This is a genomic window from Rhodopseudomonas sp. RCAM05734, from assembly GCF_052658035.1.
Genome location: NZ_CP199742.1, coordinates 98,567 through 117,963, shown reverse-complemented (window position 1 = coordinate 117,963; position 19,397 = coordinate 98,567). Strand labels below are relative to the sequence as shown.

At 63.7% G+C, this 19,397-nt stretch carries 19 protein-coding genes and 1 tRNA gene; 9 read left to right on the top strand and 11 right to left on the bottom strand.

What is annotated here, in order from left to right; translation table 11 throughout:
* Positions 1-264 precede the first annotated feature (264 nt).
* Positions 265-1,032 carry a helix-turn-helix domain-containing protein gene (locus tag ACUXVA_RS00605; protein WP_445490332.1) on the bottom strand — a complete coding sequence of 256 codons (768 nt, stop codon included), beginning with the start codon at positions 1,030-1,032 and terminating at the stop codon, positions 265-267.
* A gap of 184 nt (positions 1,033-1,216) precedes the next feature.
* Here ACUXVA_RS00605 and ACUXVA_RS00600 point away from each other — a divergent pair, with 184 nt between their 5' ends.
* Positions 1,217-3,505 carry a marine proteobacterial sortase target protein gene (locus ACUXVA_RS00600; RefSeq protein ID WP_445490330.1) on the top strand — a complete coding sequence of 763 codons (2,289 nt, stop codon included), beginning with the start codon at positions 1,217-1,219 and terminating at the stop codon, positions 3,503-3,505.
* A gap of 68 nt (positions 3,506-3,573) precedes the next feature.
* Entirely contained in the window at positions 3,574-4,149 is a 576-nt protein-coding gene (locus ACUXVA_RS00595) for a class GN sortase (protein ID WP_445490328.1), read from the top strand.
* A gap of 265 nt (positions 4,150-4,414) precedes the next feature.
* Here the strand turns inward: ACUXVA_RS00595 and ACUXVA_RS00590 are convergent.
* From ACUXVA_RS00590 to ACUXVA_RS00580, 3 genes are all read right to left on the bottom strand, one after another.
* Positions 4,415-4,491, bottom strand: a tRNA-Met gene (locus ACUXVA_RS00590).
* 168 nt (positions 4,492-4,659) lie between these two features.
* On the bottom strand, positions 4,660-5,139 hold the full coding sequence (locus ACUXVA_RS00585) for a VOC family protein (RefSeq protein ID WP_265082049.1): 480 nt from the start codon (positions 5,137-5,139) through the stop codon (positions 4,660-4,662).
* Positions 5,140-5,160: 21 nt separating this feature from the next.
* Complete coding sequence (locus ACUXVA_RS00580) at positions 5,161-5,592, bottom strand: VOC family protein (protein WP_265082050.1); 432 nt, start codon at positions 5,590-5,592, stop codon at positions 5,161-5,163.
* 285 nt (positions 5,593-5,877) lie between these two features.
* Here ACUXVA_RS00580 and ACUXVA_RS00575 point away from each other — a divergent pair, with 285 nt between their 5' ends.
* From ACUXVA_RS00575 to ACUXVA_RS00565, 3 genes are all read left to right on the top strand, one after another.
* Entirely contained in the window at positions 5,878-6,798 is a 921-nt protein-coding gene (locus ACUXVA_RS00575; protein WP_413776495.1) for a tripartite tricarboxylate transporter substrate binding protein, read from the top strand.
* A 187-nt stretch (positions 6,799-6,985) separates the two neighbouring features.
* A complete protein-coding gene (locus ACUXVA_RS00570; RefSeq protein WP_265082051.1) occupies positions 6,986-7,471 on the top strand; it encodes a tripartite tricarboxylate transporter TctB family protein in 486 nt (161 codons plus the stop codon).
* Between the two features lie 12 nt (positions 7,472-7,483).
* Positions 7,484-8,992 (top strand): tripartite tricarboxylate transporter permease, encoded by a 1,509-nt coding sequence (locus ACUXVA_RS00565; protein ID WP_265082052.1) that lies wholly within the window; start codon positions 7,484-7,486, stop codon positions 8,990-8,992.
* 24 nt (positions 8,993-9,016) lie between these two features.
* On the opposite strand, the gene ACUXVA_RS00560 is transcribed toward ACUXVA_RS00565, so the two are convergent.
* Entirely contained in the window at positions 9,017-9,466 is a 450-nt protein-coding gene (locus ACUXVA_RS00560; RefSeq protein ID WP_265082053.1) for a hypothetical protein, read from the bottom strand.
* Between the two features lie 163 nt (positions 9,467-9,629).
* Here ACUXVA_RS00560 and ACUXVA_RS00555 point away from each other — a divergent pair, with 163 nt between their 5' ends.
* Together ACUXVA_RS00555 and pgm are read left to right on the top strand one after the other, a co-directional pair.
* Positions 9,630-10,343 carry a Crp/Fnr family transcriptional regulator gene (locus ACUXVA_RS00555; protein ID WP_445490325.1) on the top strand — a complete coding sequence of 238 codons (714 nt, stop codon included), beginning with the start codon at positions 9,630-9,632 and terminating at the stop codon, positions 10,341-10,343.
* Positions 10,344-10,627: 284 nt separating this feature from the next.
* Positions 10,628-12,313, top strand: coding sequence for a phosphoglucomutase (alpha-D-glucose-1,6-bisphosphate-dependent) (gene pgm, locus ACUXVA_RS00550; RefSeq protein WP_265082055.1), 1,686 nt, complete (start codon positions 10,628-10,630; stop codon positions 12,311-12,313).
* Positions 12,314-12,476: 163 nt separating this feature from the next.
* On the opposite strand, the gene ACUXVA_RS00545 is transcribed toward pgm, so the two are convergent.
* Genes ACUXVA_RS00545 through ACUXVA_RS00525 form a run of 5 tightly spaced genes read right to left on the bottom strand, consistent with a single transcriptional unit; the run spans position 12,477 to position 16,409 of the window.
* Positions 12,477-13,244, bottom strand: coding sequence for an ABC transporter permease (locus tag ACUXVA_RS00545; RefSeq protein ID WP_445490322.1), 768 nt, complete (start codon positions 13,242-13,244; stop codon positions 12,477-12,479).
* Positions 13,241-14,005, bottom strand: coding sequence for an ABC transporter permease (locus ACUXVA_RS00540; RefSeq protein WP_265082057.1), 765 nt, complete (start codon positions 14,003-14,005; stop codon positions 13,241-13,243). The genes ACUXVA_RS00545 and ACUXVA_RS00540 overlap by 4 nt, the downstream gene beginning before the upstream one ends.
* Positions 14,002-14,802, bottom strand: coding sequence for an ABC transporter ATP-binding protein (locus ACUXVA_RS00535; protein WP_265083581.1), 801 nt, complete (start codon positions 14,800-14,802; stop codon positions 14,002-14,004). Before ACUXVA_RS00535 ends, ACUXVA_RS00540 begins: the two co-directional genes overlap by 4 nt.
* Before the next feature lie 9 nt (positions 14,803-14,811).
* Complete coding sequence (locus ACUXVA_RS00530) at positions 14,812-15,510, bottom strand: GntR family transcriptional regulator (RefSeq protein WP_265082058.1); 699 nt, start codon at positions 15,508-15,510, stop codon at positions 14,812-14,814.
* An 8-nt stretch (positions 15,511-15,518) separates the two neighbouring features.
* Positions 15,519-16,409, bottom strand: coding sequence for an ABC transporter substrate-binding protein (locus ACUXVA_RS00525; protein ID WP_320109741.1), 891 nt, complete (start codon positions 16,407-16,409; stop codon positions 15,519-15,521).
* A gap of 138 nt (positions 16,410-16,547) precedes the next feature.
* Here ACUXVA_RS00525 and ACUXVA_RS00520 point away from each other — a divergent pair, with 138 nt between their 5' ends.
* On the top strand, positions 16,548-17,534 hold the full coding sequence (locus tag ACUXVA_RS00520) for a fumarylacetoacetate hydrolase family protein (RefSeq protein ID WP_265082060.1): 987 nt from the start codon (positions 16,548-16,550) through the stop codon (positions 17,532-17,534).
* Positions 17,535-17,717: 183 nt separating this feature from the next.
* Positions 17,718-18,494, top strand: coding sequence for a cyclase family protein (locus ACUXVA_RS00515; protein ID WP_265082061.1), 777 nt, complete (start codon positions 17,718-17,720; stop codon positions 18,492-18,494).
* Positions 18,495-18,511: 17 nt separating this feature from the next.
* On the opposite strand, the gene ACUXVA_RS00510 is transcribed toward ACUXVA_RS00515, so the two are convergent.
* Positions 18,512-19,348 (bottom strand): hypothetical protein, encoded by an 837-nt coding sequence (locus tag ACUXVA_RS00510; protein WP_445490319.1) that lies wholly within the window; start codon positions 19,346-19,348, stop codon positions 18,512-18,514.
* Positions 19,349-19,397: the final 49 nt, after the last annotated feature.

The window sequence follows — 19,397 nt, the reverse complement described above, 5'->3', positions numbered from 1 at the left end:
AAAGCAGGGAAGGCAGTAGTGGCTCTCCGGCGGCGCGATCGTCTCGGGCCCGGAAGTGCACCACAAGTCTTTGAAATGATTGGTAGCGAGGAGAGGGACTCGAGCCCCGACACCAAGATTATGATGCCTGTGTTCCGGGGTATAGGGCGCGCCGTGAGATATTTTGCGCGCTGTGGGGCGCGCTGGCCGACAAGGCAGGCGAAATGGCGATGATTATAGTCTGGCTGACTAACGCCACCTTTCGACTGCGGAGCTCGTCCGCATTCAGCCCGGCAAGAACACCGCGAACGGCTCGTCGGTAATCTTCTGCAGATGCGATTTATAGAGTTGGTAATTGGCATCCCCAGCCAGCACGCGCCCAAAGGTCGGAGATGCGATCCGGGCCATCGGCACATAGGCAATCGGCGCCGCAATCGGCGTCAGCAGTGAGCCTCTGCCCGCCAGCAATGTGGTGATGATGCCGTACATCTCGCCGGCGATGGTTGGCCGTGAGATGGTGATCAGGCGCACCTGACCGTGCCGGTTGGTGATCAGATAGATATGACCGGACTGGTTCGGCACCGAGACCTCGCCATACTGGGTGTAGGCAGCATCCTCGCGATCGGCTTCGCGAAATTCAAAATGAGAATTGATGGCATCCCAGGCAATCTCCGTACGATAAGCGAAGATCGCGTCCTTGTCGCCGAACGACGGACGCAGGGTGACGTAAGCGCCCTCCATCCACAGCATCGAGCGCCGCGAATAGGCGCCGAGGTGATCCGGCGCGATATCGCCATGGCCGTTGCCCGGCACGGCCACCGGCGCATCGGCGCCCTTGCGCAGCGAGACGCCGAGCGCCTGTTCAAGCCGCACGGTGGTGGCAAGGGTGAACGGGCGACTGCCGCCGAGCGCTTTCTCGAGGGTGGAGATGCTGAGCTTGGCCTGTTCGGCGAGTGCCTGCCGCGAGATACGACGCCGCGCCAGTTCTTCGCGAACGGTCGCGGCAATCTCCCTGCTCTGCTCGTCTGAGAGCTGTTTGTCCGGCATCTGCATCGTCACCCCTATCTCGGACGCCGACTCTAGCAGACGCACAATCCAGCACAAAACCGGACAAATCCGCCGCGGCAGCGGCACGTTCGGGCGGCCGATGGCAGAACTAGGCCGATCATCACGCTCGTCCGACAACGATGACTCCCGCACAGATTGGGCATCGGAAATGCCTTCGGGAGCGCACGCCATGACCACCCTCGATCTCCACCACGATGCCGAACCCACGGAGCCGGGCGTCACCGGCCTCCCGGATTTTGTCGAGCGCATTCTGCTGACCGTGCTGGCGACCGCGAGCGCCGTGCTACTCGGTATCGGCCTGCTGCTGTTCGATCACGTACCGGCATGGTCGGCCGAGACGCCTGCCACGCCGATGGCGCAGCCCGACGACGCCCGTTCCGGTTCGCTGCTGATCAAGACGGACGACGGCACCATCGAGGCGGCCCGGCTCGGTCTCGATGTCGACGTCACAGTCTCGGGTCCGACCATCCGGTCCCGCATCACCCAGACATTTCGCAATCCGACCAGGGATTGGGTGGAAGCGACCTACCTCTATCCGCTGCCGCAAGGCGGCGCCGTCGATACGCTCAATATGGTGATTGGCGACCGCGTCATCATCGGCGACATCAAGGAACGCCAGCAGGCCCGCATCGTCTACGAACAGGCCAAACAGGCCGGACGGAAAGCAGCGCTCACCGAGCAGCAGCGTCCCAACATGTTCACCAATGCCGTCGCCAATATCGGCCCCGGTGAAACCGTGCTGGTGCAGATCGAATACCAGGAGCCGGTGCATCAGTCCGGTTCCGAATTCTCACTGCGCATCCCGCTGGTCGTCGGTCCGCGCTACAACCCTGCACCGATCGTGCAAAGCGTCGACCTGCGCGCCGACGGCGGCGGCTGGGGCAGCAGCAGCAACGATCCGGTGCCCGATCGCAACAGCATCACGGCGCCGGTGCTGGATCCCGCGCAAAATGCGCCGGTCAATCCGACCACCATCACGGTGCATCTGCAGGCCGGCTTCCCGCTCGGCGAGGTGAAGAGCCGGTATCATCGCGTCAATATCGAAAGCCCTGACGGTGCCACCCGTCTGATCACGCTGGCCGATGGTCTGGTGCCCGCCGACCGCGATTTCGAACTGACGTGGACGCCCGCAGCCGGAAAGACGCCATCGGTTGGACTGTTTCGCGAGCATGTCGCGGATGCCGACTATCTGCTGGCGTTCGTCACGCCGCCGGTCGAACAGGCCGAGCAGAAGCCGATGCCGCGCGAAGTGATCTTCGTGATCGACAATTCCGGATCGATGGGTGGCACCTCGATCACGCAGGCCAAGGCCAGCCTGATCTACGCGCTCGGCCGCCTGCAGCCGACCGACCGTTTCAACGTGATCCGCTTCGACCACACCATGGACGTGCTGTTTCCCGCCCCGGTCCCGGCCGACAGCGCGCATGTCGGCGACGCCACCGCCTTCGTCGGTCGCTTGCAGGCGGCCGGCGGCACGGAAATGGTTCCGGCGATGCGCGCCGCGCTGACCGATGAAGCCGGCGACGCGCCGAACATGCTGCGTCAGGTGGTGTTCCTGACCGACGGCGCGATTGGCAACGAACAGCAGCTATTTGACACGATCACCGCGATGCGCGGCCGCTCCCGGGTGTTCATGGTCGGCATCGGCTCGGCACCCAACACCTATCTGATGACGCGCGCCGCCGAGCTCGGCCGCGGCACCTTCACCCATATCGGGTCGGTGGCGGAGGTCGAGGAGCGCATGCGCGACCTGTTCGGCAAGCTCGAAAATCCCGTTGTCACCGGGCTCAGCGCGACGTTTTCGGAAGCCACGGCGGACATCACGCCGGCCATCATTCCGGATCTCTATCGCGGCGAGCCGCTGGTTCTCGCCGCCAGGCTGAACAAGCTCGCCGGCTCGGTGCAGATCAAGGGCCGCGTCGGCGACCGTCCCTGGACCGTCACGCTGCCGCTGGCCGGGGCTGCCGAAGGCAACGGCCTGTCGAAGCTCTGGGCCCGCCGCATGATCGACGACGCCGAAGTCGCCCGCACGCTGCAGAAGATCAAGCCCGCCGACGCCGACGCCGTCATCCTGAAGCTCGCACTGGAGCATCAACTGGTGACCCGGCTGACCAGTCTGATCGCCGTCGACCAGACGCCGAGCCGTCCCGACGGCGAGCCGCTGAAACTGGCGCAACTGCCGCTCAACCTGCCGGCGGGCTGGGATTACGCCAAACTGTTCGGCGAGAAACCGCAGCCGCTCCGGGCCCCAAGCGAACGCCGCGTCGAAACGGACGGCGGCAAGACGCAGTTCGCGGAAGCCAAGCGTCCGCAGCCCGTCGTGACGCCTTCTCCCAGCACTGTGACGCTGCCCAGGACCGCGACCGATGCCGAACTGAAAATGATCATCGGCGCGGCGTTAATCGCCTTCTGCCTGATGCTGCTGGCCCTGAACCGACGTCAGGTATCCCCCACCTGATGTCGCGCGCCTCCCTCCGCGGTGCGCGCGGTCTCCGGACCGCGCGCACCTTTCTCAAGGATCACGCCATGTCGCGCGTCATGATTGCCTTCGCACTCGGGCTCATCCTGTTTGGCCAGGGGGCTTACATCCATGCCAAGGCACTAGTCGCGCAGGCCCTGCTGGAGCGGGCGTTCACGGAGACGCTCGCGCGTGGCCAGGACGTCAAGCCGTGGTCCTGGGCGGACACTTGGCCAGTGGCGCGTATCGACGTGAAGCGGCTGCGCGCCAGCGTCATCGTGCTCGCCGGCAGCAGCGGACAGGCGCTCGCCTTCGGCCCCGGCCATGTCGAGAACACGCCCGACGCCGGCGAGTCCGGTGTCGCGGTGTATGCCGCGCATCGCGATACGCATTTTCGTTTTCTCGGTGACCTCATCGTCGGCGACGACATCGACGTCACCCGCCGTGACGGCCGCACGTTTCGCTATCGCGTCACTGGAACGTCGGTGGTGCCGTTCGACGGCTCCGGTATCGATGCTCAAGCCGACGGATATCACCTGGCGCTGTCGACCTGCTGGCCTCTCGATGCGATCACACCGGGTCCGCTGCGCTATGTGGTCCACGCTGCGCTGCAAGTAACGCAACAGAGTGCCGTCCGTCCCTGAGCAAGGTTGTGACGGAGAAAATGCGCGTCTACCCACGAACCATGCTTTTTTGCTGTTTGCTAATCCTCTACATGACGACAGGCCCTAGATCTCGGCGCTCGTTGGTCTTTTTCAGTGTTGTTATGCTCATAGAGGATCTGAGCAGCCGAAAATGACAGAGCGGAATCGTCGCGGCAACCACAGGTGAAGCTAGAGCATAGCGGCGACCGACACGCGTGCCAGCCTGAAAGGTATTTTAGCAAATCATTGAATATGCTGAGATATTTGGTAGCGAGAGAGGGACTCGAACCCCCGACCCCAGGATTATGATTCCCGTGCTCTAACCAGCTGAGCTACCTCGCCACGGTGTCTGCAGGGGTTCAAACCACCCTTGCGAACGCGCGGCATATAAGAAGTCGGACGACTCGATGTCAAGCAAAGCCGGACCGGAAATCGACGTTCCGGCCGCCCGGCCGCCGATTTCGCGGCCGGGTCGGTATTGCCGCCCGATCAGGCACTTAAGCCGGGCGTCTAGCCGCCGTCATAGGCCTTTTTCAGCGCCGCCAGGTCGAGCTTGACCATGCCCATCATTGCTGCCATGGCGCGCTTGGCGCCCTCGCCGTTGCTGTCGGCGAGCATTTCGGTGAAGCCTTTCGGCACGATCTGCCACGGAACGCCCCAGCGGTCGTTCAGCCAGCCGCATTGCACCGGCCTGCCACCGTCGGCGATCAGCGCGTCCCAGAGACGGTCGACCTCGGTCTGATCGTCGCAATTGATGGTGAACGACACGGCGTTGGTGTAGGGCACCGCCTTGCCGCCGTTGAGCCCGATGAAGCTCTGCCCCGCGAGGGTGAAGGCGACCACCAGCACGTCTCCCGCCTTGCCGGAGGGGTTGTCGATGGGGCTGCGCTGGACCCGGTCGACCCGCGAATCCGGCAACAGCGAGACATAGAAGTTTGCGGCCTCTTCGGCCTCGCGGGCGAACCACAGGCAGGGCGCGATCTTTGACATCGTTATTCTCCGATCTCTCTGTCAGGCGTTGGCAGCGGCGGGTTGCGCCGCGCTTGCCGCAGCCATGTCCATCCACACCACCTCCCAGATGTGGCCGTCCGGATCCTCGAAGCTGCGGCCATACATGAACCCGTAGTCCTGCTGCGGGCTCGGATCGATCGTGCCGCCGGCATTCTTCGCCTTGCCGACCAGCGCATCAACGGCGTCGCGGCTGTCTGCGGAAAGGCAGATCAGGACCTCGCTGGAGGTCTTCGCGTCGACGATTGTCTTCGTCGTGAACTGCTTGAATTTCTCGTGCGTCAGCAACATCGCGAAAATGGTGTCGGAGAACACCATGCAGGACGCGGTGTCGTCGCAGAACATGTCGTTCTTCCTGGCGCCGATCGACTCGTAAAAGGCGGTGGCACGGGGCAGGTCGGTGACGGGAAGGTTGACGAAAATCATCTGGGGCATTGCGATGTCCTCTTGGGTGGCGATGATCACAGGACGGACGGGCCGGCGCCGATCCGACATCGCTCGGAATATTTTTGTCGGCGGAATATTCGGCCGTTCATTGGCTGCGCCAACGGACGTAATGTCGCACGTGCATTGCAGCGCATTGTGATGCCCCGCAAAATAGTCGTTGATTGTCGCGGAAGCGACTCGCAAGTTAACAACGCAGGTCCGGGCTCGCAGGGGAGAGATATGATGTTGCAGCGCAATCGCCTTGCGGGCGCACTCGCCGTTGTCACCGCGCTCATGGGCGCCAGCGCCATGGCGCAGGACTATCCGACCAAGCCGATCACCTTGATCGTGCCATGGCCGGCCGGCGGCTCGACCGACATCTCGATGCGTGCGATTGCCGATGCCGCGTCGAAACATCTCGGGCAGCCGATCGCGGTCGACAACAAGGGCGGCGGCGGCGGCACGGTCGGTCCGGCGACCATGGCGGCGGCGTCGAAGCCGGACGGTTACACCATCTCGCAGATTCCGATCACCGTGTTCCGGCTGCCCCTGATGCAGGAAGTGTCGTGGAATCCGGAAAAGGATTTCAGCTACATCATCCATCTCACCGGCTACACGTTCGGCGTCACCACCAATTCGGAATCGCAGTTCAAGACCTGGAAGGACGTGGTCGATTTCGCCAAGGTCAATCCCGGCAAGGTGACCTATGCAACGCCGGGCACCGGCACCTCGCTGCATGTGGGCATGGAGCAGATCTCGGCGCTGGCCGGCATCAAGCTGACCCAGGTGCCGTTCAAGGGCGGCGCCGAAACCAACGCCGCCGTGCTCGGCAATCATACCATGCTGCAGGCCGATTCCACCGGCTGGCGGCCGCTGGTCGATGCTGGCAAGCTGCGTCTGCTGATGGTGTGGACCGACAAGCGCTCGCCGAACTTTCCCGACGTGCCGACGCTGAAGGAGCTCGGCTATCCCATGGTCTATGATTCGCCGTTCGGCATCGCCGGTCCCAAGGGCATGGACCCGAAGATCGTCGCGAAGCTGCATGATGCCTTCAAGAAAGCGATCGAGGACCCGGCGGTGATCGCCACGCTGGCCAAATACGACATGGTTCCGAACTACAAGAACACCGAGGACTACAAGAAGTTCGTGGTCGAGGTGACTGCGTCCGAGCGCAAGGTCATCGAGGGGATCGGGTTGGGCAAGAAGGCGAACTAGCGCAGCGTGTCCCGGACGCGGTGCGGCGCGAGCGACGATGCGCAGCATCGTCCGAAATGCCGCTCCGCAGATCCGGGATCCCGGTTTCCTGCTTGCATCACCGAGGCCCCGGATCTGCGCAGCACCACGTCGCAAGAGCGACGCGCTGCAGCGTGTCCGGGGCACTTGCTTCAATTGAAAGAAATTCATGACAGACCAGACCCGACCGCGCTTCCGCCTCAACAATTCCGAATTGTGGACCGGTGCGATCGGTCTTGCGCTCGGCGTGTTCGTGATCCGCTCCGGCCTCAAGCTCAAGCTCGGCACCATCAACGATCCCGGCTCCGGCTATGTGCTGTTCTATACCGGCATCCTGATGTGCCTGTTTGCGGCCTCGATCATCGTGGCGGCGATCACCGAGGGCGGGCCAACCTTCGGCTCGCGCTGGGAGGACGCCCGCTGGAGCAAGCCGGTTGTGATCATCGCCGCGCTGATCGCCTATTCCATCGCGCTCGACCAACTCGGCTTCCTGATCTCCACCATTCCGCTGATGCTGCTGTTGCTGCGGGCCATCGATCCGGTGCGCTGGACGCTTGCCGTGCCGCTGGCGGTGCTGGCGCCGCTCGGCGTCTGGTGGGTGCTGAAGCGCGGGCTGCTGATCCAACTGCCCTCGGGCATTTTTGAAATCGGCTGACGGGACCCGTTCATGGACGTTATCACCAATGTCATGCAGGGGTTCGGCGTCGCGCTGCAGCCGATCAACATCCTGTACTGCTTCATCGGCGTGTTCATCGGCACGCTGGTCGGCGTGCTGCCGGGGATCGGCCCGATCTCGGCGATGTCGCTGCTGCTGCCGATCACTTTGTCGGGCACGCCGGAATCCGGCATCATCATGATGGCCGGCATCTATTACGGCTCGATGTATGGCGGCTCCACCACCTCGATCCTGGTCAACATACCCGGCGAGGCGGCCTCCGTCGTGACCTGCATCGACGGCCACCAGATGGCAAAGCAGGGCAGGGCCGGCCCCGCGCTTGGCATCTCCGCGCTGGGCTCGTTCATCGCGGGCACGTTCTCGCTGGTCGCCCTGATGCTGGTGGCGCCGAAGCTCGCCTCCGTCGCCATCGCCTTCGGCCCCGCCGAATATGCCAGCCTGATGGTGCTCGGCCTGGTCGTGCTGACCTTCCTGACCCAGGGCTCCATGGCCAAGGCGCTGTTGATGGCCTGCATCGGCATCGTGCTCGGGCTGATCGGCCTCGACGGCATCACCGCGCAGCCGCGGCTAACCTTCGGCCGCATCGAACTGATCGACGGCATTGGCCTGGTGCCTGTCGTGATGGGCCTGTTCGGCCTCGCCGAGGTGCTGCTCAATACCGAGCAGGTGATCAAGCGCGACATCATCAACGCCAGGATCACGCAGCTATTGCCGAACAAGGAAGACTGGAAGGCGAGTGCCGGCCCGATCGGCCGCGGCACGCTGCTCGGCTTCTTTCTGGGCATCCTCCCCGGCGGCGGCGCGGTGGTGGCATCGTTCGCGTCCTATGCGCTGGAGAAGCGCCTGTCGAAGACGCCGGAACGCTTCGGCCGCGGCGCCATCGAGGGCGTCGCCGGACCCGAGGCCGCCAACAATGCGGCGGCCGGCGGCGCCTTCATTCCGCTGATGACGCTGGGCATCCCGCCCAATGTGGTGATGGCGCTGCTGCTCGGCGCGTTCGTCATTCACGGCCTGCAACCGGGCCCGCTGCTGATCTCGCAAAATCCCGGCCTATTCTGGGGCATCGTTGCCAGCATGTATATCGGCAACGTGATGCTGCTGGTGCTCAACCTGCCGCTGATCGGGATGTGGGTGCAGCTGTTGAAGCTGCCCTACAACGTGCTGTTCCCGCTGATCATCCTGTTCACCATCATCGGCGTGTATTGCAGCAGCAACAACGTGTTCGATGTCTACGTCATGGTCGGCTTCGGCGTGATCGGCTATTTCATGCGCAAGTTCGGCTACGAGCCGGCGCCGCTGGTCCTGGCCTTCGTGCTCGGTCCGCTGCTGGAGAACAACTTGCGCAAGTCGCTGATCCTGTCGCAGGGCGATCTGATGACCTTCGTCGAGCGTCCGATCTCCGCCGCCTGCCTGGCGCTGGCATTGCTGTTGCTGGTCGGCCCGCTGCTGCCGGCATTCCGCAAAAAGCGCGAACTGGTCGCGCTGGACGAAGGCGCCTGACCGGCGACACGCCGGTGGCTGCGGTCAGCGGCGCAGTGGGATGATGGCGCCGCCGGAGCCGGAGCGGAGCCGTTCGGCCGTCGGACATGTCGCCACCCCGGTGCGCCGCGGGTGGAACGGCTGCTCGATGGTGGTGCTGTCGCAGCCAAGGGTTGCCGCGAGCGTGCTGGTGCTGGCGACGACGGCATCCTCGATCTGCGATCCGGGCGTGTGGGCCACGATCAGATGGTCGACGGACAGCCGTTTGCGCATGTGCAGGTCGACGCCGACCCGGTAGCTGAACAGAGCGTGGATGATGTCGCGGCAATCCTGGATGACGATCAGGCCTGCCTTGGCAGGTGGGGTCCGGCTGATTCGGCCCGCGAAACGCAGCCACAGCGGCAGCGAGACACTGGCATCATGCAGATAGACCAGGGGATAGGCAGCCCTGGCGGTCTCCCGATCGACGGGATATGCATGGAATTGCTGGTTCATTGTCGGCTCCCGGTAACCCGTGAAATTGCTTGGGGGCCGCTATGCCGGCATTGATCTACGTCAACGCCGGGGGCGTTTGATCTAGGTCAAAGTATGCCGGATTACCGCGGTGAGTGAACCAGGGCGAACCCACGTGATGACCACTGTCGGGCCTTGCGCCGGAATGGATAAAACGGATTGCAGGCACGGTCGCGGCCTGAACGGTTGCGACGACTGCAAGGTACGCCTTTTCAGCGTCTGCGGCGTGCTGGAACCGGCGGAGCTGGACGATCTGGACCAGCTCAGCCACGTCAAGATCTTCGCGCCCAAGACCATGCTGTTCGACCAGGACGCGCTGGCCGGTAGCGTGTTCAATGTCACCGAAGGTATCGTCCGGCTCTACAAGTCGCTGCCCGACGGGCGCCGCCAGATCGTCGGCTTCGCTTTGCCCGGAGATTTTCTAGGTCTGGCTCTGATGGACCGCTACGGCATGGCCGCCGAGGCCGTGACCCAGGTCAAGGTCTGCCGTTTCGCCCGCCCGGCCTTCGTCACCTACGTGGACGGCAAGCCGCACCTGCTACGGCGGTTGCATGAATTCGCCGGCCACGAGCTCAGCCTGGCACAGGACCAGATGCTGCTGCTCGGCCGCCGAACCGCGGAGGAGAAGGTCGCCGCCTTCCTGCTCAACCTGCAGACCCGCTACGGCCGGATCGGCGCCACCTCGGTCACCGTGCCGCTGCCCATGAGCCGGCAGGATATCGCCGATTATCTCGGCCTGACCATCGAGACCGTGAGCCGCACCCTGACCAAGCTGGCCAAGGAAAAGGTGCTGGTGGTGGTCCCCGACGGTGTTCGGTTGCTCAGCGTCGAACGGCTTGATCAGCTTGCCGCGGCGTAGGCCGGCGCCGGTCGGTTTTGATCCATCTCAAACGATTTGCGAAAGCTGCCAGCTAGACATCTCTCCGTAAAAAAGGAGGGAACCTATGCCCGTAGATAGCATGCTGGTGGCTGCGGCCGTCACGCTGATGTTCGTTGTCTTTGGCGTCGTCATGTTCTGGGCCGAAAGGCAGACCCGGAACCTGTGATCCACGGCCTGCAGCAGCCACGCAAAGTGGCTGATTCTTGCTCCGAAACATGCCATGAGGGTTGCGGCCGGCGCGAGTTTACTCGCCGGCCGGGTTCATGGCTGTGAAGGAGAATCGCGTGGTCGCTGAGATCAGTCCGCTCGCCGGCAAGACAATCGCGCCGGCCATGCTCGTTAACGTGCCGCGGCTGGTGACGGCGTACTTTTCCGGTAAGCCGGACCCGGCCGTTGCCGCACAGCGCGTCGCCTTCGGCACCTCCGGCCATCGCGGTTCGGCCTTCAGTACATCGTTCAACGAAAACCACATCCTCGCCATCAGTCAGGCGATCTGCAATTACCGCCGCGGCGCCGGCATCGACGGCCCGCTGTTCATCGGCATCGACACCCATGCGCTGGCCGAACCGGCGCTGGTCAGCGCGCTGGAAGTGTTTGCTGCGAACGGCGTCACCGTGATGATCGACGCACATCACGGCTACACGCCGACGCCGGTGATTTCCCACGCCATTCTCACCTACAACAAGGGCCGCAGCGGCGGCTTTGCCGACGGCGTGGTGGTGACGCCGTCGCACAATCCGCCGGAAGATGGCGGCTTCAAATACAATCCGCCGAATGGCGGCCCGGCCGACACCGATGTCACCGGGGCGATGGAGAAGACGGCCAACGGCTTCCTGGAAAACAACCTCGCAGGCATCAAGCGCATGCCCTATGAGCGCGCGCTGAAATCCGCCTTCGTGCAGCGCTACGACTACGTCACGCCTTATGTCGCGGACCTCGCCAACGTCGTCGACATGGAGGCGATCCGCGCTGCCGGCGTCAGGATCGGCATCGACCCGCTCGGCGGCGCCGGGGTGCATTACTGGCAGCCGATCATCGAGCGCTACAAGCTCCACGCCACCATCGTCAGCGACGTGATCGACCCCACATTCCGTTTCATGACGGTGGATTGGGACGGCAAGATCCGCATGGACTGCTCGTCGCCCTATGCCATGGCGCGGCTGATCGGCATGCGCGACAAGTTCGACGTCGCCTTCGCGAACGATACCGATGCCGACCGCCACGGCATTGTCACCGGTACCGGTGGGCTGATGAATCCGAACCACTATCTGGCTGCGGCGATTTCCTATCTGTTCGAGCACCGGCCGAACTGGAGCAAGGATGCCGCCGTCGGCAAGACCATTGTCTCCAGCGCCATCATCGACCGCGTCGTCAACAAGATGGGCCGCAGGCTGGTGGAGACGCCGGTCGGCTTCAAATGGTTTGTCGACGGCTTAAGCTCCGGCTCGTTCGGCTTCGGCGGCGAGGAGAGCGCCGGTGCCTCGTTCCTGCGCCGCGACGGCTCGGTCTGGACCACCGACAAGGACGGCCTGATCCTCGGCCTGCTGGCCGCGGAAATCACAGCGGTAACAAAGCAGGATCCAAGCCAGCGTTTTGAGAAGCTCACGCAGGAATTCGGCGTGCCCTATTACGAACGGATCGACGCGCCGGCCACGGTTGCGCAAAAGAACCTGCTGAAGAAACTGTCGCCCGAGCAGATCGCCATGACCCAACTCGCCGGCGATCCCGTGACATCGACGCTGACCGCCGCGCCCGGCAACAACGTCGCCTTTGGCGGCATCAAGGTCTCCACCGCCAACGGTTGGTTCGCGGCCCGTCCGTCGGGCACCGAGGACGTCTACAAGATCTACGCCGAGAGCTTTGTCAGCCCCGCACATCTGCGCCAGATCCAGGACGACGCGCAGACGGCGATTGCGAAGGTGTTTGCGGGGGCAAACGCCGGAAAATAGGCGCGTGAAGCAATCGCACCGTCATCCTGAGGCGGCTTCTTCGCGGCGCATTGCGCCGTGAGGAAGCCCTCGAAGGATGGCCGCGCACTCCGCCGTCGTCCTTCGAGGGGCACCGAAGAGGCGCCCACCTCAGGATGACGGCTCACTTGCTTGCGTGCTGACTTCAATGCCCGCTGGTGCGCCAGCGCAGCAGCCGTCGCTCGGCGACCGACATCGCGAGCGCCGTGACGTAGCCGATGATGCCGAGCAGGATCACGCCGGCGAATAGGTCCGCCGAACGAAACGACCGTGCCGACAGCAGCACCCAGTGGCCGAGGCCGTCGAGGCCGGCGAGGATTTCGCAGACCACCGAAAGGATCAATGCCACCGTGAGGCTCAGCCGCATGCCGGACAGGATGTCGGGACTTGCCGAGGGCAAAGCGATCTTGAAGATCACCGCCAGCCGCGACATGTGCAGGGACCGCGCCACCTCGTAGAGCCGTGGCTCCACCGCAGCAAAGCCGTGTACGGTGGCCAGCAGCATCGGCCAGATCGCGCCGAACGCGATCACGAACAGTGCCATGCCCTGGGTCAGCCCGAACAGCGCGATGGCCACCGGGATGATCGCCGACACCGGCAGTGGCCGCAGGAATTCCAGCGACGGCGCCACATAACTGCGCATTGTCTTCGATGAGCCGATCATGGCGCCGAGCGCCACGCCGACGATGGAGGCGGCGAGCCAGCCATAGGCCATGTGCTCCAGTGTCCCGAGCGTCTTCGCCAGCAGGTCGCCTGACGTGAAGCCTCGCACCAGCGAAGCCCAGGCGCGGTCCGGCCCCGGCAGGAACACCGGCGACACCAGCTTGAGATTGGCGACCGGCTGCCACAGCGCGACGAAGCCGGCAGCGACCATGAAGCTCGCGATGCGCCAACCCAGCAGAGCGACGTTCATGCCGTCTCTCCTGCCAGCGCGGCCGGGCCGAACAGATGGCGCTGCGCCACCACCAAAGCGGTGTTGAGCGCATAGCCGATCAGGCCGATCCACAGCAGATAGGCCAGCATCAGGTCGGGCCGCAGCGCCTGCTGGGCGATCATGATGCCAGCGCCGAGGCCGATAGGGTTGATGGCGATCTCGACCGTCACCGCCACGATCAGCGCGATGCCCGCCGCGAGTCGGAACGCGAGGAAGATCCGCGGCAGCGCCGCGGGAATGATGATCTTGCTGATACGGTCGCCGGGCGACAGCCGTAGCACCCGCGACACTTCGATCAGCCGCGGCTCGATGCTGCCCACCGCGGCGCGGCTGAGGATCAGCATTGGCCAGACGCAGGCGAAGGCGACCACCACGATCTCCATGCGATAGCCGAAGCCGAGCGCGATCAGCGCGATAGGGAGCAGCGCGATGGACGGGATCGGCCGCAGCGATTCGATGGTCACTTCCATCAGCCGGTCGAAGGGCTGAAACAGGCCAAGGGCGATGCCGAAGGCGAGGCCAACGCCGCTGCCGATCAGCAGGCCGGCCACGGCCGAGGCCAGCGTGTCGCGGGTGGCGACCAGCAGCGAACCGTCGCCGAACGCTTCAACGAGTGCAATCGCCACGGCGCTGGGCGGCGCCAGGGCGTCGCTCTGGATCTGTGACATGCGTGCGCCAATTTCCAGCGCGACCAGAAGCGCCACCGGGAGCAACGCCGCTTTCAAGCGCTCGCGACTCATGCTTCGGAAGCCTTGATGAAGTCGAACAATTCTCGGCGCAGCCGCAGGAACTCAGGATCTTCCCGGGTGGTCAACTGGTCGCGCGGGCGTGGCAGATCGATCTTCAGTTCGATTCCGATGCGGCCGGGATGCGGCAGCAGGCCGATGACGCGGTCGCCGAGATAGATGGCTTCTTCCAGATCGTGGGTGACGAAGATGACAGTGGCATTGCTGGCTTTGACCAGCGCCAGGACCTCGTCCTGCAGGCCCTGTCGCGTCATGGCGTCGAGCGCGCCAAAAGGCTCGTCCATCATCAGCGCCTTGGGCTCTTGCGCCAGACAGCGCGCGATCTGCAGCCTCTGCTGCATGCCGCCGGACATTTCCGCCGGATATTTTGCGGCATGGTTGGGCAGGCCGACCTTGTTCAGCAATTCGTCGATACGGGCCGCACGTTGTGCCGCGGGCACACCGATGGTTTCCAGTGCCAGCGAGACATTGCCGGCGGCGGTGCGCCACGGCAGCAGCGCCTTGCCATAGTCCTGAAACACGATGGCAACGTCGCGCCGCGGCGCGCGCATCGGCTTGCCGTCGAAGCTCACGTCGCCGGACGTCGGCTGATACAGCCCGGAGGCAAGCCGCAGCGCGGTAGTCTTGCCGCAGCCCGAGGCGCCGATGATGCAGAGGAATTCGCCGGGTTTCACATCGAGCGAGAGATTCTCGATGATGGTCTTGCCGCCGAGATCGAGCGTGACCCGTTCGAAGGCGATCAGCGGCTTTTCGGGCAGCACCGATGTGACGTCGCGGCGGAGGGCGGACATGTTCACCAATCAATCTCCCTGGCCGGGCGGATAGACATAATCCAGTGTCGAATGCAGATGCGACGCGAGTGTCGCCTGGGATGCGCCGACGTCGCGGGCGAGAATACGGTCGGCCAGCAACTGGTGCGCGGCGACGAATCGCTCACCGCTGTCGAAACCACGCATCATCACCCGGCGATAGCGATAGGCCTGATCGTAGAGTTCGGAATGCGCCGTCAGCAGCCGTTTCGAACCGCAGGCAGCCAGCAGGGCGGTGTGAAAGCCCTTGTGCAGTTTGTCGAAATCCGCGGCGCCCTCGCGAAACGCATCGCCGATCCGTTCGATATGTTTGCGCATCTGGTATAACGCTCCGACAATGCCTGCCTCCCAGGCGTCGTCGCCAAGCTGGATCGCCAGCCGCAGCGCCTCCATTTCCACCACGGTGCGCATCCGGGTGATGTCGGCGAGGTCGTCGCGGCTGATGTCGGCGACGCGAAAACCGCGCTGGCCGATGCCGACGATCAGGCCGCGCGATACCAGCCGCGACAGGCCTTCGCGCATTGGCGTTGCGCCGATCTCATAGCGTTGGGCCAGATCGGTGATGCCGAGCCGCGCGCCGGGCGCCAGATGCCCGGCGATGATGTCGTGCTCCACCAGGCTCGCGGCACGCTCGCTCAGCGTGTCCTGGGTGGACACCTCTGCCGGGTTGCCGCGCGCCTGGTTGGTCATGGGGATATCTACTTCAGGATCAGTTTGTTGAGGTCGAGCTTGCTCTGCAGCATCTTCTGCGATGCCATGATGTCGATCCACCACGCCAGCTGCTCGGCCTTCAGCGCCGGATCCGACTTGTTGGGCGGCGACGCCTTCACCAGCTCGATCGCCTGCTTGGTGAACTTCGAGATCGAGGCGGAGGCCTTGTCGCGGTCGTTATTGACGATCACCGCGGCTTCGGCGATCGCGTCGCGGAATTTCTTGACGGTTGCGGGATTCTTCTCCGCCCATTCGCGCGATGCGGCGTAGAAAATGATCGGCTCGGTGCGGTTGAGTTCTTGCGCGTAGCGCGCGCCAACGCTGCCGAGGTTGGCATTCAGCATGCGGGTGACGAACGGTTCGGCGGTTAGCACCGCATCCACGCCGCCGGACTTGATGATATCCGGCATGGTCGGGAACGTGACCTCGACGAAGTTGACGCTCTTGGGATCGACGCCCTTTTCCACCAGCCACTTGACGAACAGCACGTGCAGGAAGGCGCCAAGCCCGGGCGCGCCGACCTTCTTGCCGACGAAATCCTTGGGATCCTTGATGGTGATGCCGTTGCGCACGAAGGCGGTGATGTTGGCGTTGGAGATCGGGTTCATCACCGACGCGCCGGCCACCGCGACGAGGTCCAGCCCGCCGTCGGCGGCCTGCAGGAACACTGTGGAGGTCGGGCCGCCGATCTGGATCGATCCGGACAGGATCGCGGCGGGAATGTTGGAATTGATCCCGATCAGGATCATCTCGGCGTCGAGGCCGTGCTTCTTGAAGATGCCCTCATCGACCGCGACCATCGCCGAAGCGCAGTCCGTTGTTGCAGTGCAACCGATCTGAAGCTTGGTCTGCGCAAAAGCAGGCGCGGCAAAGGACATTGCGGCGCAGACGAACACTGTTGTGAGCTTTTTCACTCTTTCCTCCCCTGATGGCGATATTTTGGATCGCCCCTTGTTTATCGATATTTTTTTTGATCATATATTTTATCGAAGAACAAAAGCAAGTGGGAGATGTCCTTGAAACTCGCGACATATCGTTCCGGCGGCCAGGAAAAGGTCGGCGTGGTCCATCAGCACGATCAGAAACTATTCGATGTGGCTGCCGCCGCCAGCCGCAACGGCGGCGCCAATCCGGCCTTCGCCTCGATGCTGGCGCTGATCGACGCCGGTGAGTCTGCACTGGATTCGGCGCGCAACCTATTCGACAAACATGCCGGCGACGCATCGCTGTCGGTCGATGTGGCCGGCGCCGAGATCCTCGCGCCGGTACCGGAGCCGCGGCAGTGCCGTGACGGCATGTCTTTCCCGATTCATATTCTGGGCGCCCCGAAGGGCCAGCGTCGCCTGGCGGCCCGTGCCGCCAACGACATGGAAGAACTGGCGCGCATTGATGCCGAACCGCCCGGTGAATTGCCGGACGTCTACAAGAAAATTCCGATCTACTACATCACCAACCGTTTTTCGGTGCGCGGCACCAACACCACCGTGAAATGGCCCCGCTATAGCAAAGTGATGGATTACGAACTGGAGTTCGGCATCATCACCAAGAACAAGGGTGCCAACATCAGCGCGGCCAAGGCGAAGGATCACATCTTCGGCTATACCATCTTCAACGATTTCTCGGCGCGCGACGCCCAGCGCCTGGAAATGGAAGGCAGACTCGGCCCCTCCAAGGGCAAGAGCTTCGACGGCGGCAACGTGATGGGGCCGTGGATCGTCACTCCCGACGAGATCGGCGATCCCTACAAGCTCAAGATGGAATGCCGCGTCAACGGCAAGGTGCGCTCGACCGGCGTCACCGATGGCATGCTGTTCTCCTTCGAGGAACTGATCGCGCATATCAGCCAGGACGAGACCCTGATGCCCGGCGAGTTCATCGGCTCCGGCACCGTCGGCAACGGCTGCGGTCTCGAACTCGGCTGGTATCTCGAGGATAATGACGAGATCGAACTCGAGGTCGAGAAGATCGGCGTGCTGAAGAACAAGGTGGTGCGGCAGAGCTAACGCGAAGTCTTGTGTTCCGGACGCGGTGCGGCGCGACGTGCCGCTCCGCAAATCCGGACCCACAAGCCGCTAACACAAGTATGGGTCCCGGGTCTGCGGCGCACCACCATCGCTGGGCGATGGCGCTGCACCGCGCCCGGGACACGAAGCCAAAAATTTGAAAAGCAAAAGGGAAGAACCTCCATGGCCCGACGCCTCATCGATATCTCCGTGCCCTTGCAGAACGACGTGCCCGCCGATCCGCCGGGCAATGGTCCCGCGATCGAATACATCGATCACCAGCAGGGCCTGCCGCGCATGCTGCAGTTCTTCGACGGGCTGAAGAAGGAAGACCTGCCGGACGGCGAGGGCTGGGCCGTGGAAATGGTCAAGCTCTCGACCCATAACGGCACCCATCTCGATGCGCCCTGGCATTTTCATCCGACGATGAATCGCGGCGAACGCTCCTGGACTATCGACGAAGTGCCGCTGGAATGGTGCCTGCAGCCTGGCGTCAAGCTCGACTTCCGGCATTTCCCCGACGGCTACGTCGCCAATGCGGCCGATGTCGAGGCCGAGCTGAAGCGCATCGGCCACACGCTGAAGCCGCTGGAAATCGTGGTGGTCAATACCTCGGCCGGCGCCAAATACGGACAGCAGGACTACGTCACCTCCGGCTGCGGCATGGGCTACGAAGCCACCATGTATCTGCTGGAGCGCGGCGTGCGCCTGACCGGTATCGACGGCTGGAGCTGGGACGCACCTTTCGTCCACACTGCCAAGAAATACGCTGAGACCCACGATGCCAGCCTGATCTGGGAAGGTCACAAGGCCGGCCGTCACATCGGCTATTGCCACATCGAGAAGCTGCACAATCTCGAGGAGCTGCCGTCCACGGGCTTCACCGTGTCGTGCTTCCCGGTGAAGATCGAGAAGGCATCGGCGGGCTGGACCCGGGCGGTGGCGATCATCGATAGCTAGGACGCATCGGGCGCCGCTCAGTTCTTGACCGCATAGAGCGGCGTCCGCAGCGTCAGCTGGTAGGCCGGCTTCGGCACCCAGGATATTTCAGCCGTGAGGCCGAACAATCGGTTGTCATCGTCATCCAGCCGCTCGAGATCGAAGCGGGCGATCGGCTGGGTGAACGGCTGGAACGGCGTCAGCGCCAGGATCTGCGCCCCGCCGAAGGATTGCACGCCGAACCGGCCGGACAGTTTCCAGTTGCTCGGCCACTGATAGTAGCCGCCGAGATAGCCGATGATCGACGGCTTGATCCGGGCAAGATCGCTGTCGACGGCGACGCTGACATAGCGCACGCCGGCCAGCAGTCCCCGGGTCTCGTCGGGGTCGAGCGCATAGTCGAAATCGACGATGCTGGTGAGGGTGGTGGTCGCCAGCACGCTGGATGCGATCGACCGCGACAGCGTCGATTGCAGCGTGACGGTCGGAATCGATCCGCCGTTCTGCTGGATGACGTCGGCCTGAAAGCCGATGTTCCGGCTGTCCGCGGTCAGCCACGTCCATGACGTCGCGTCGGTGCGCGTGGTGCTGGAGCTGACGCCGCCATAGACCGAGACGCGGTCGTTGAGATCCAGCGTGATCGGCGCGTTCACCGAGACCGTCTGGCTCGCTGGTGACGACAGCGCCGGCAATGCCGTGAAATTCCTGAAGCCGATGCCGAGCGCTCCGGAGGGCAGGGTGGTATAGTAGGTCTGGAGGTCGAGATAGATATTGGGCACTGCCCGGGGTGGCTTTGCGGCGCCGTCCTCGTCGTCGCTGCTGTCCTTGCCCAGTGCCGGACCGGCCAGCGACAACGATCCGAACAGGAGCAGCACAGCCGCGGATCGCGCTCCGGCGTGACGATGCCGTCGAAATGCCTGCTGG

Bases quoted from the DNA above. Each gene is read 5' to 3' on its own strand.
- pgm (WP_265082055.1), top strand. From the start codon at position 10,628: ATGGCTGTGAAGGAGAATCGCGTGGTCGCTGAGATCAGTCCGCTCGCC.
- ACUXVA_RS00535 (WP_265083581.1), bottom strand. From the start codon at position 14,802: ATGTCCGCCCTCCGCCGCGACGTCACATCGGTGCTGCCCGAAAAGCCG.
- ACUXVA_RS00555 (WP_445490325.1), top strand. From the start codon at position 9,630: ATGGATAAAACGGATTGCAGGCACGGTCGCGGCCTGAACGGTTGCGAC.
- ACUXVA_RS00540 (WP_265082057.1), bottom strand. From the start codon at position 14,005: ATGAGTCGCGAGCGCTTGAAAGCGGCGTTGCTCCCGGTGGCGCTTCTG.
- ACUXVA_RS00605 (WP_445490332.1), bottom strand. From the start codon at position 1,032: ATGCAGATGCCGGACAAACAGCTCTCAGACGAGCAGAGCAGGGAGATT.
- ACUXVA_RS00580 (WP_265082050.1), bottom strand. From the start codon at position 5,592: ATGCCCCAGATGATTTTCGTCAACCTTCCCGTCACCGACCTGCCCCGT.
- ACUXVA_RS00585 (WP_265082049.1), bottom strand. From the start codon at position 5,139: ATGTCAAAGATCGCGCCCTGCCTGTGGTTCGCCCGCGAGGCCGAAGAG.
- ACUXVA_RS00530 (WP_265082058.1), bottom strand. From the start codon at position 15,510: ATGACCAACCAGGCGCGCGGCAACCCGGCAGAGGTGTCCACCCAGGAC.
- ACUXVA_RS00575 (WP_413776495.1), top strand. From the start codon at position 5,878: ATGGGCGCCAGCGCCATGGCGCAGGACTATCCGACCAAGCCGATCACC.
- ACUXVA_RS00570 (WP_265082051.1), top strand. From the start codon at position 6,986: ATGACAGACCAGACCCGACCGCGCTTCCGCCTCAACAATTCCGAATTG.
- ACUXVA_RS00525 (WP_320109741.1), bottom strand. From the start codon at position 16,409: ATGTCCTTTGCCGCGCCTGCTTTTGCGCAGACCAAGCTTCAGATCGGT.
- ACUXVA_RS00565 (WP_265082052.1), top strand. From the start codon at position 7,484: ATGGACGTTATCACCAATGTCATGCAGGGGTTCGGCGTCGCGCTGCAG.
- ACUXVA_RS00600 (WP_445490330.1), top strand. From the start codon at position 1,217: ATGACCACCCTCGATCTCCACCACGATGCCGAACCCACGGAGCCGGGC.
- ACUXVA_RS00515 (WP_265082061.1), top strand. From the start codon at position 17,718: ATGGCCCGACGCCTCATCGATATCTCCGTGCCCTTGCAGAACGACGTG.
- ACUXVA_RS00595 (WP_445490328.1), top strand. From the start codon at position 3,574: ATGTCGCGCGTCATGATTGCCTTCGCACTCGGGCTCATCCTGTTTGGC.
- ACUXVA_RS00545 (WP_445490322.1), bottom strand. From the start codon at position 13,244: ATGAACGTCGCTCTGCTGGGTTGGCGCATCGCGAGCTTCATGGTCGCT.
- ACUXVA_RS00560 (WP_265082053.1), bottom strand. From the start codon at position 9,466: ATGAACCAGCAATTCCATGCATATCCCGTCGATCGGGAGACCGCCAGG.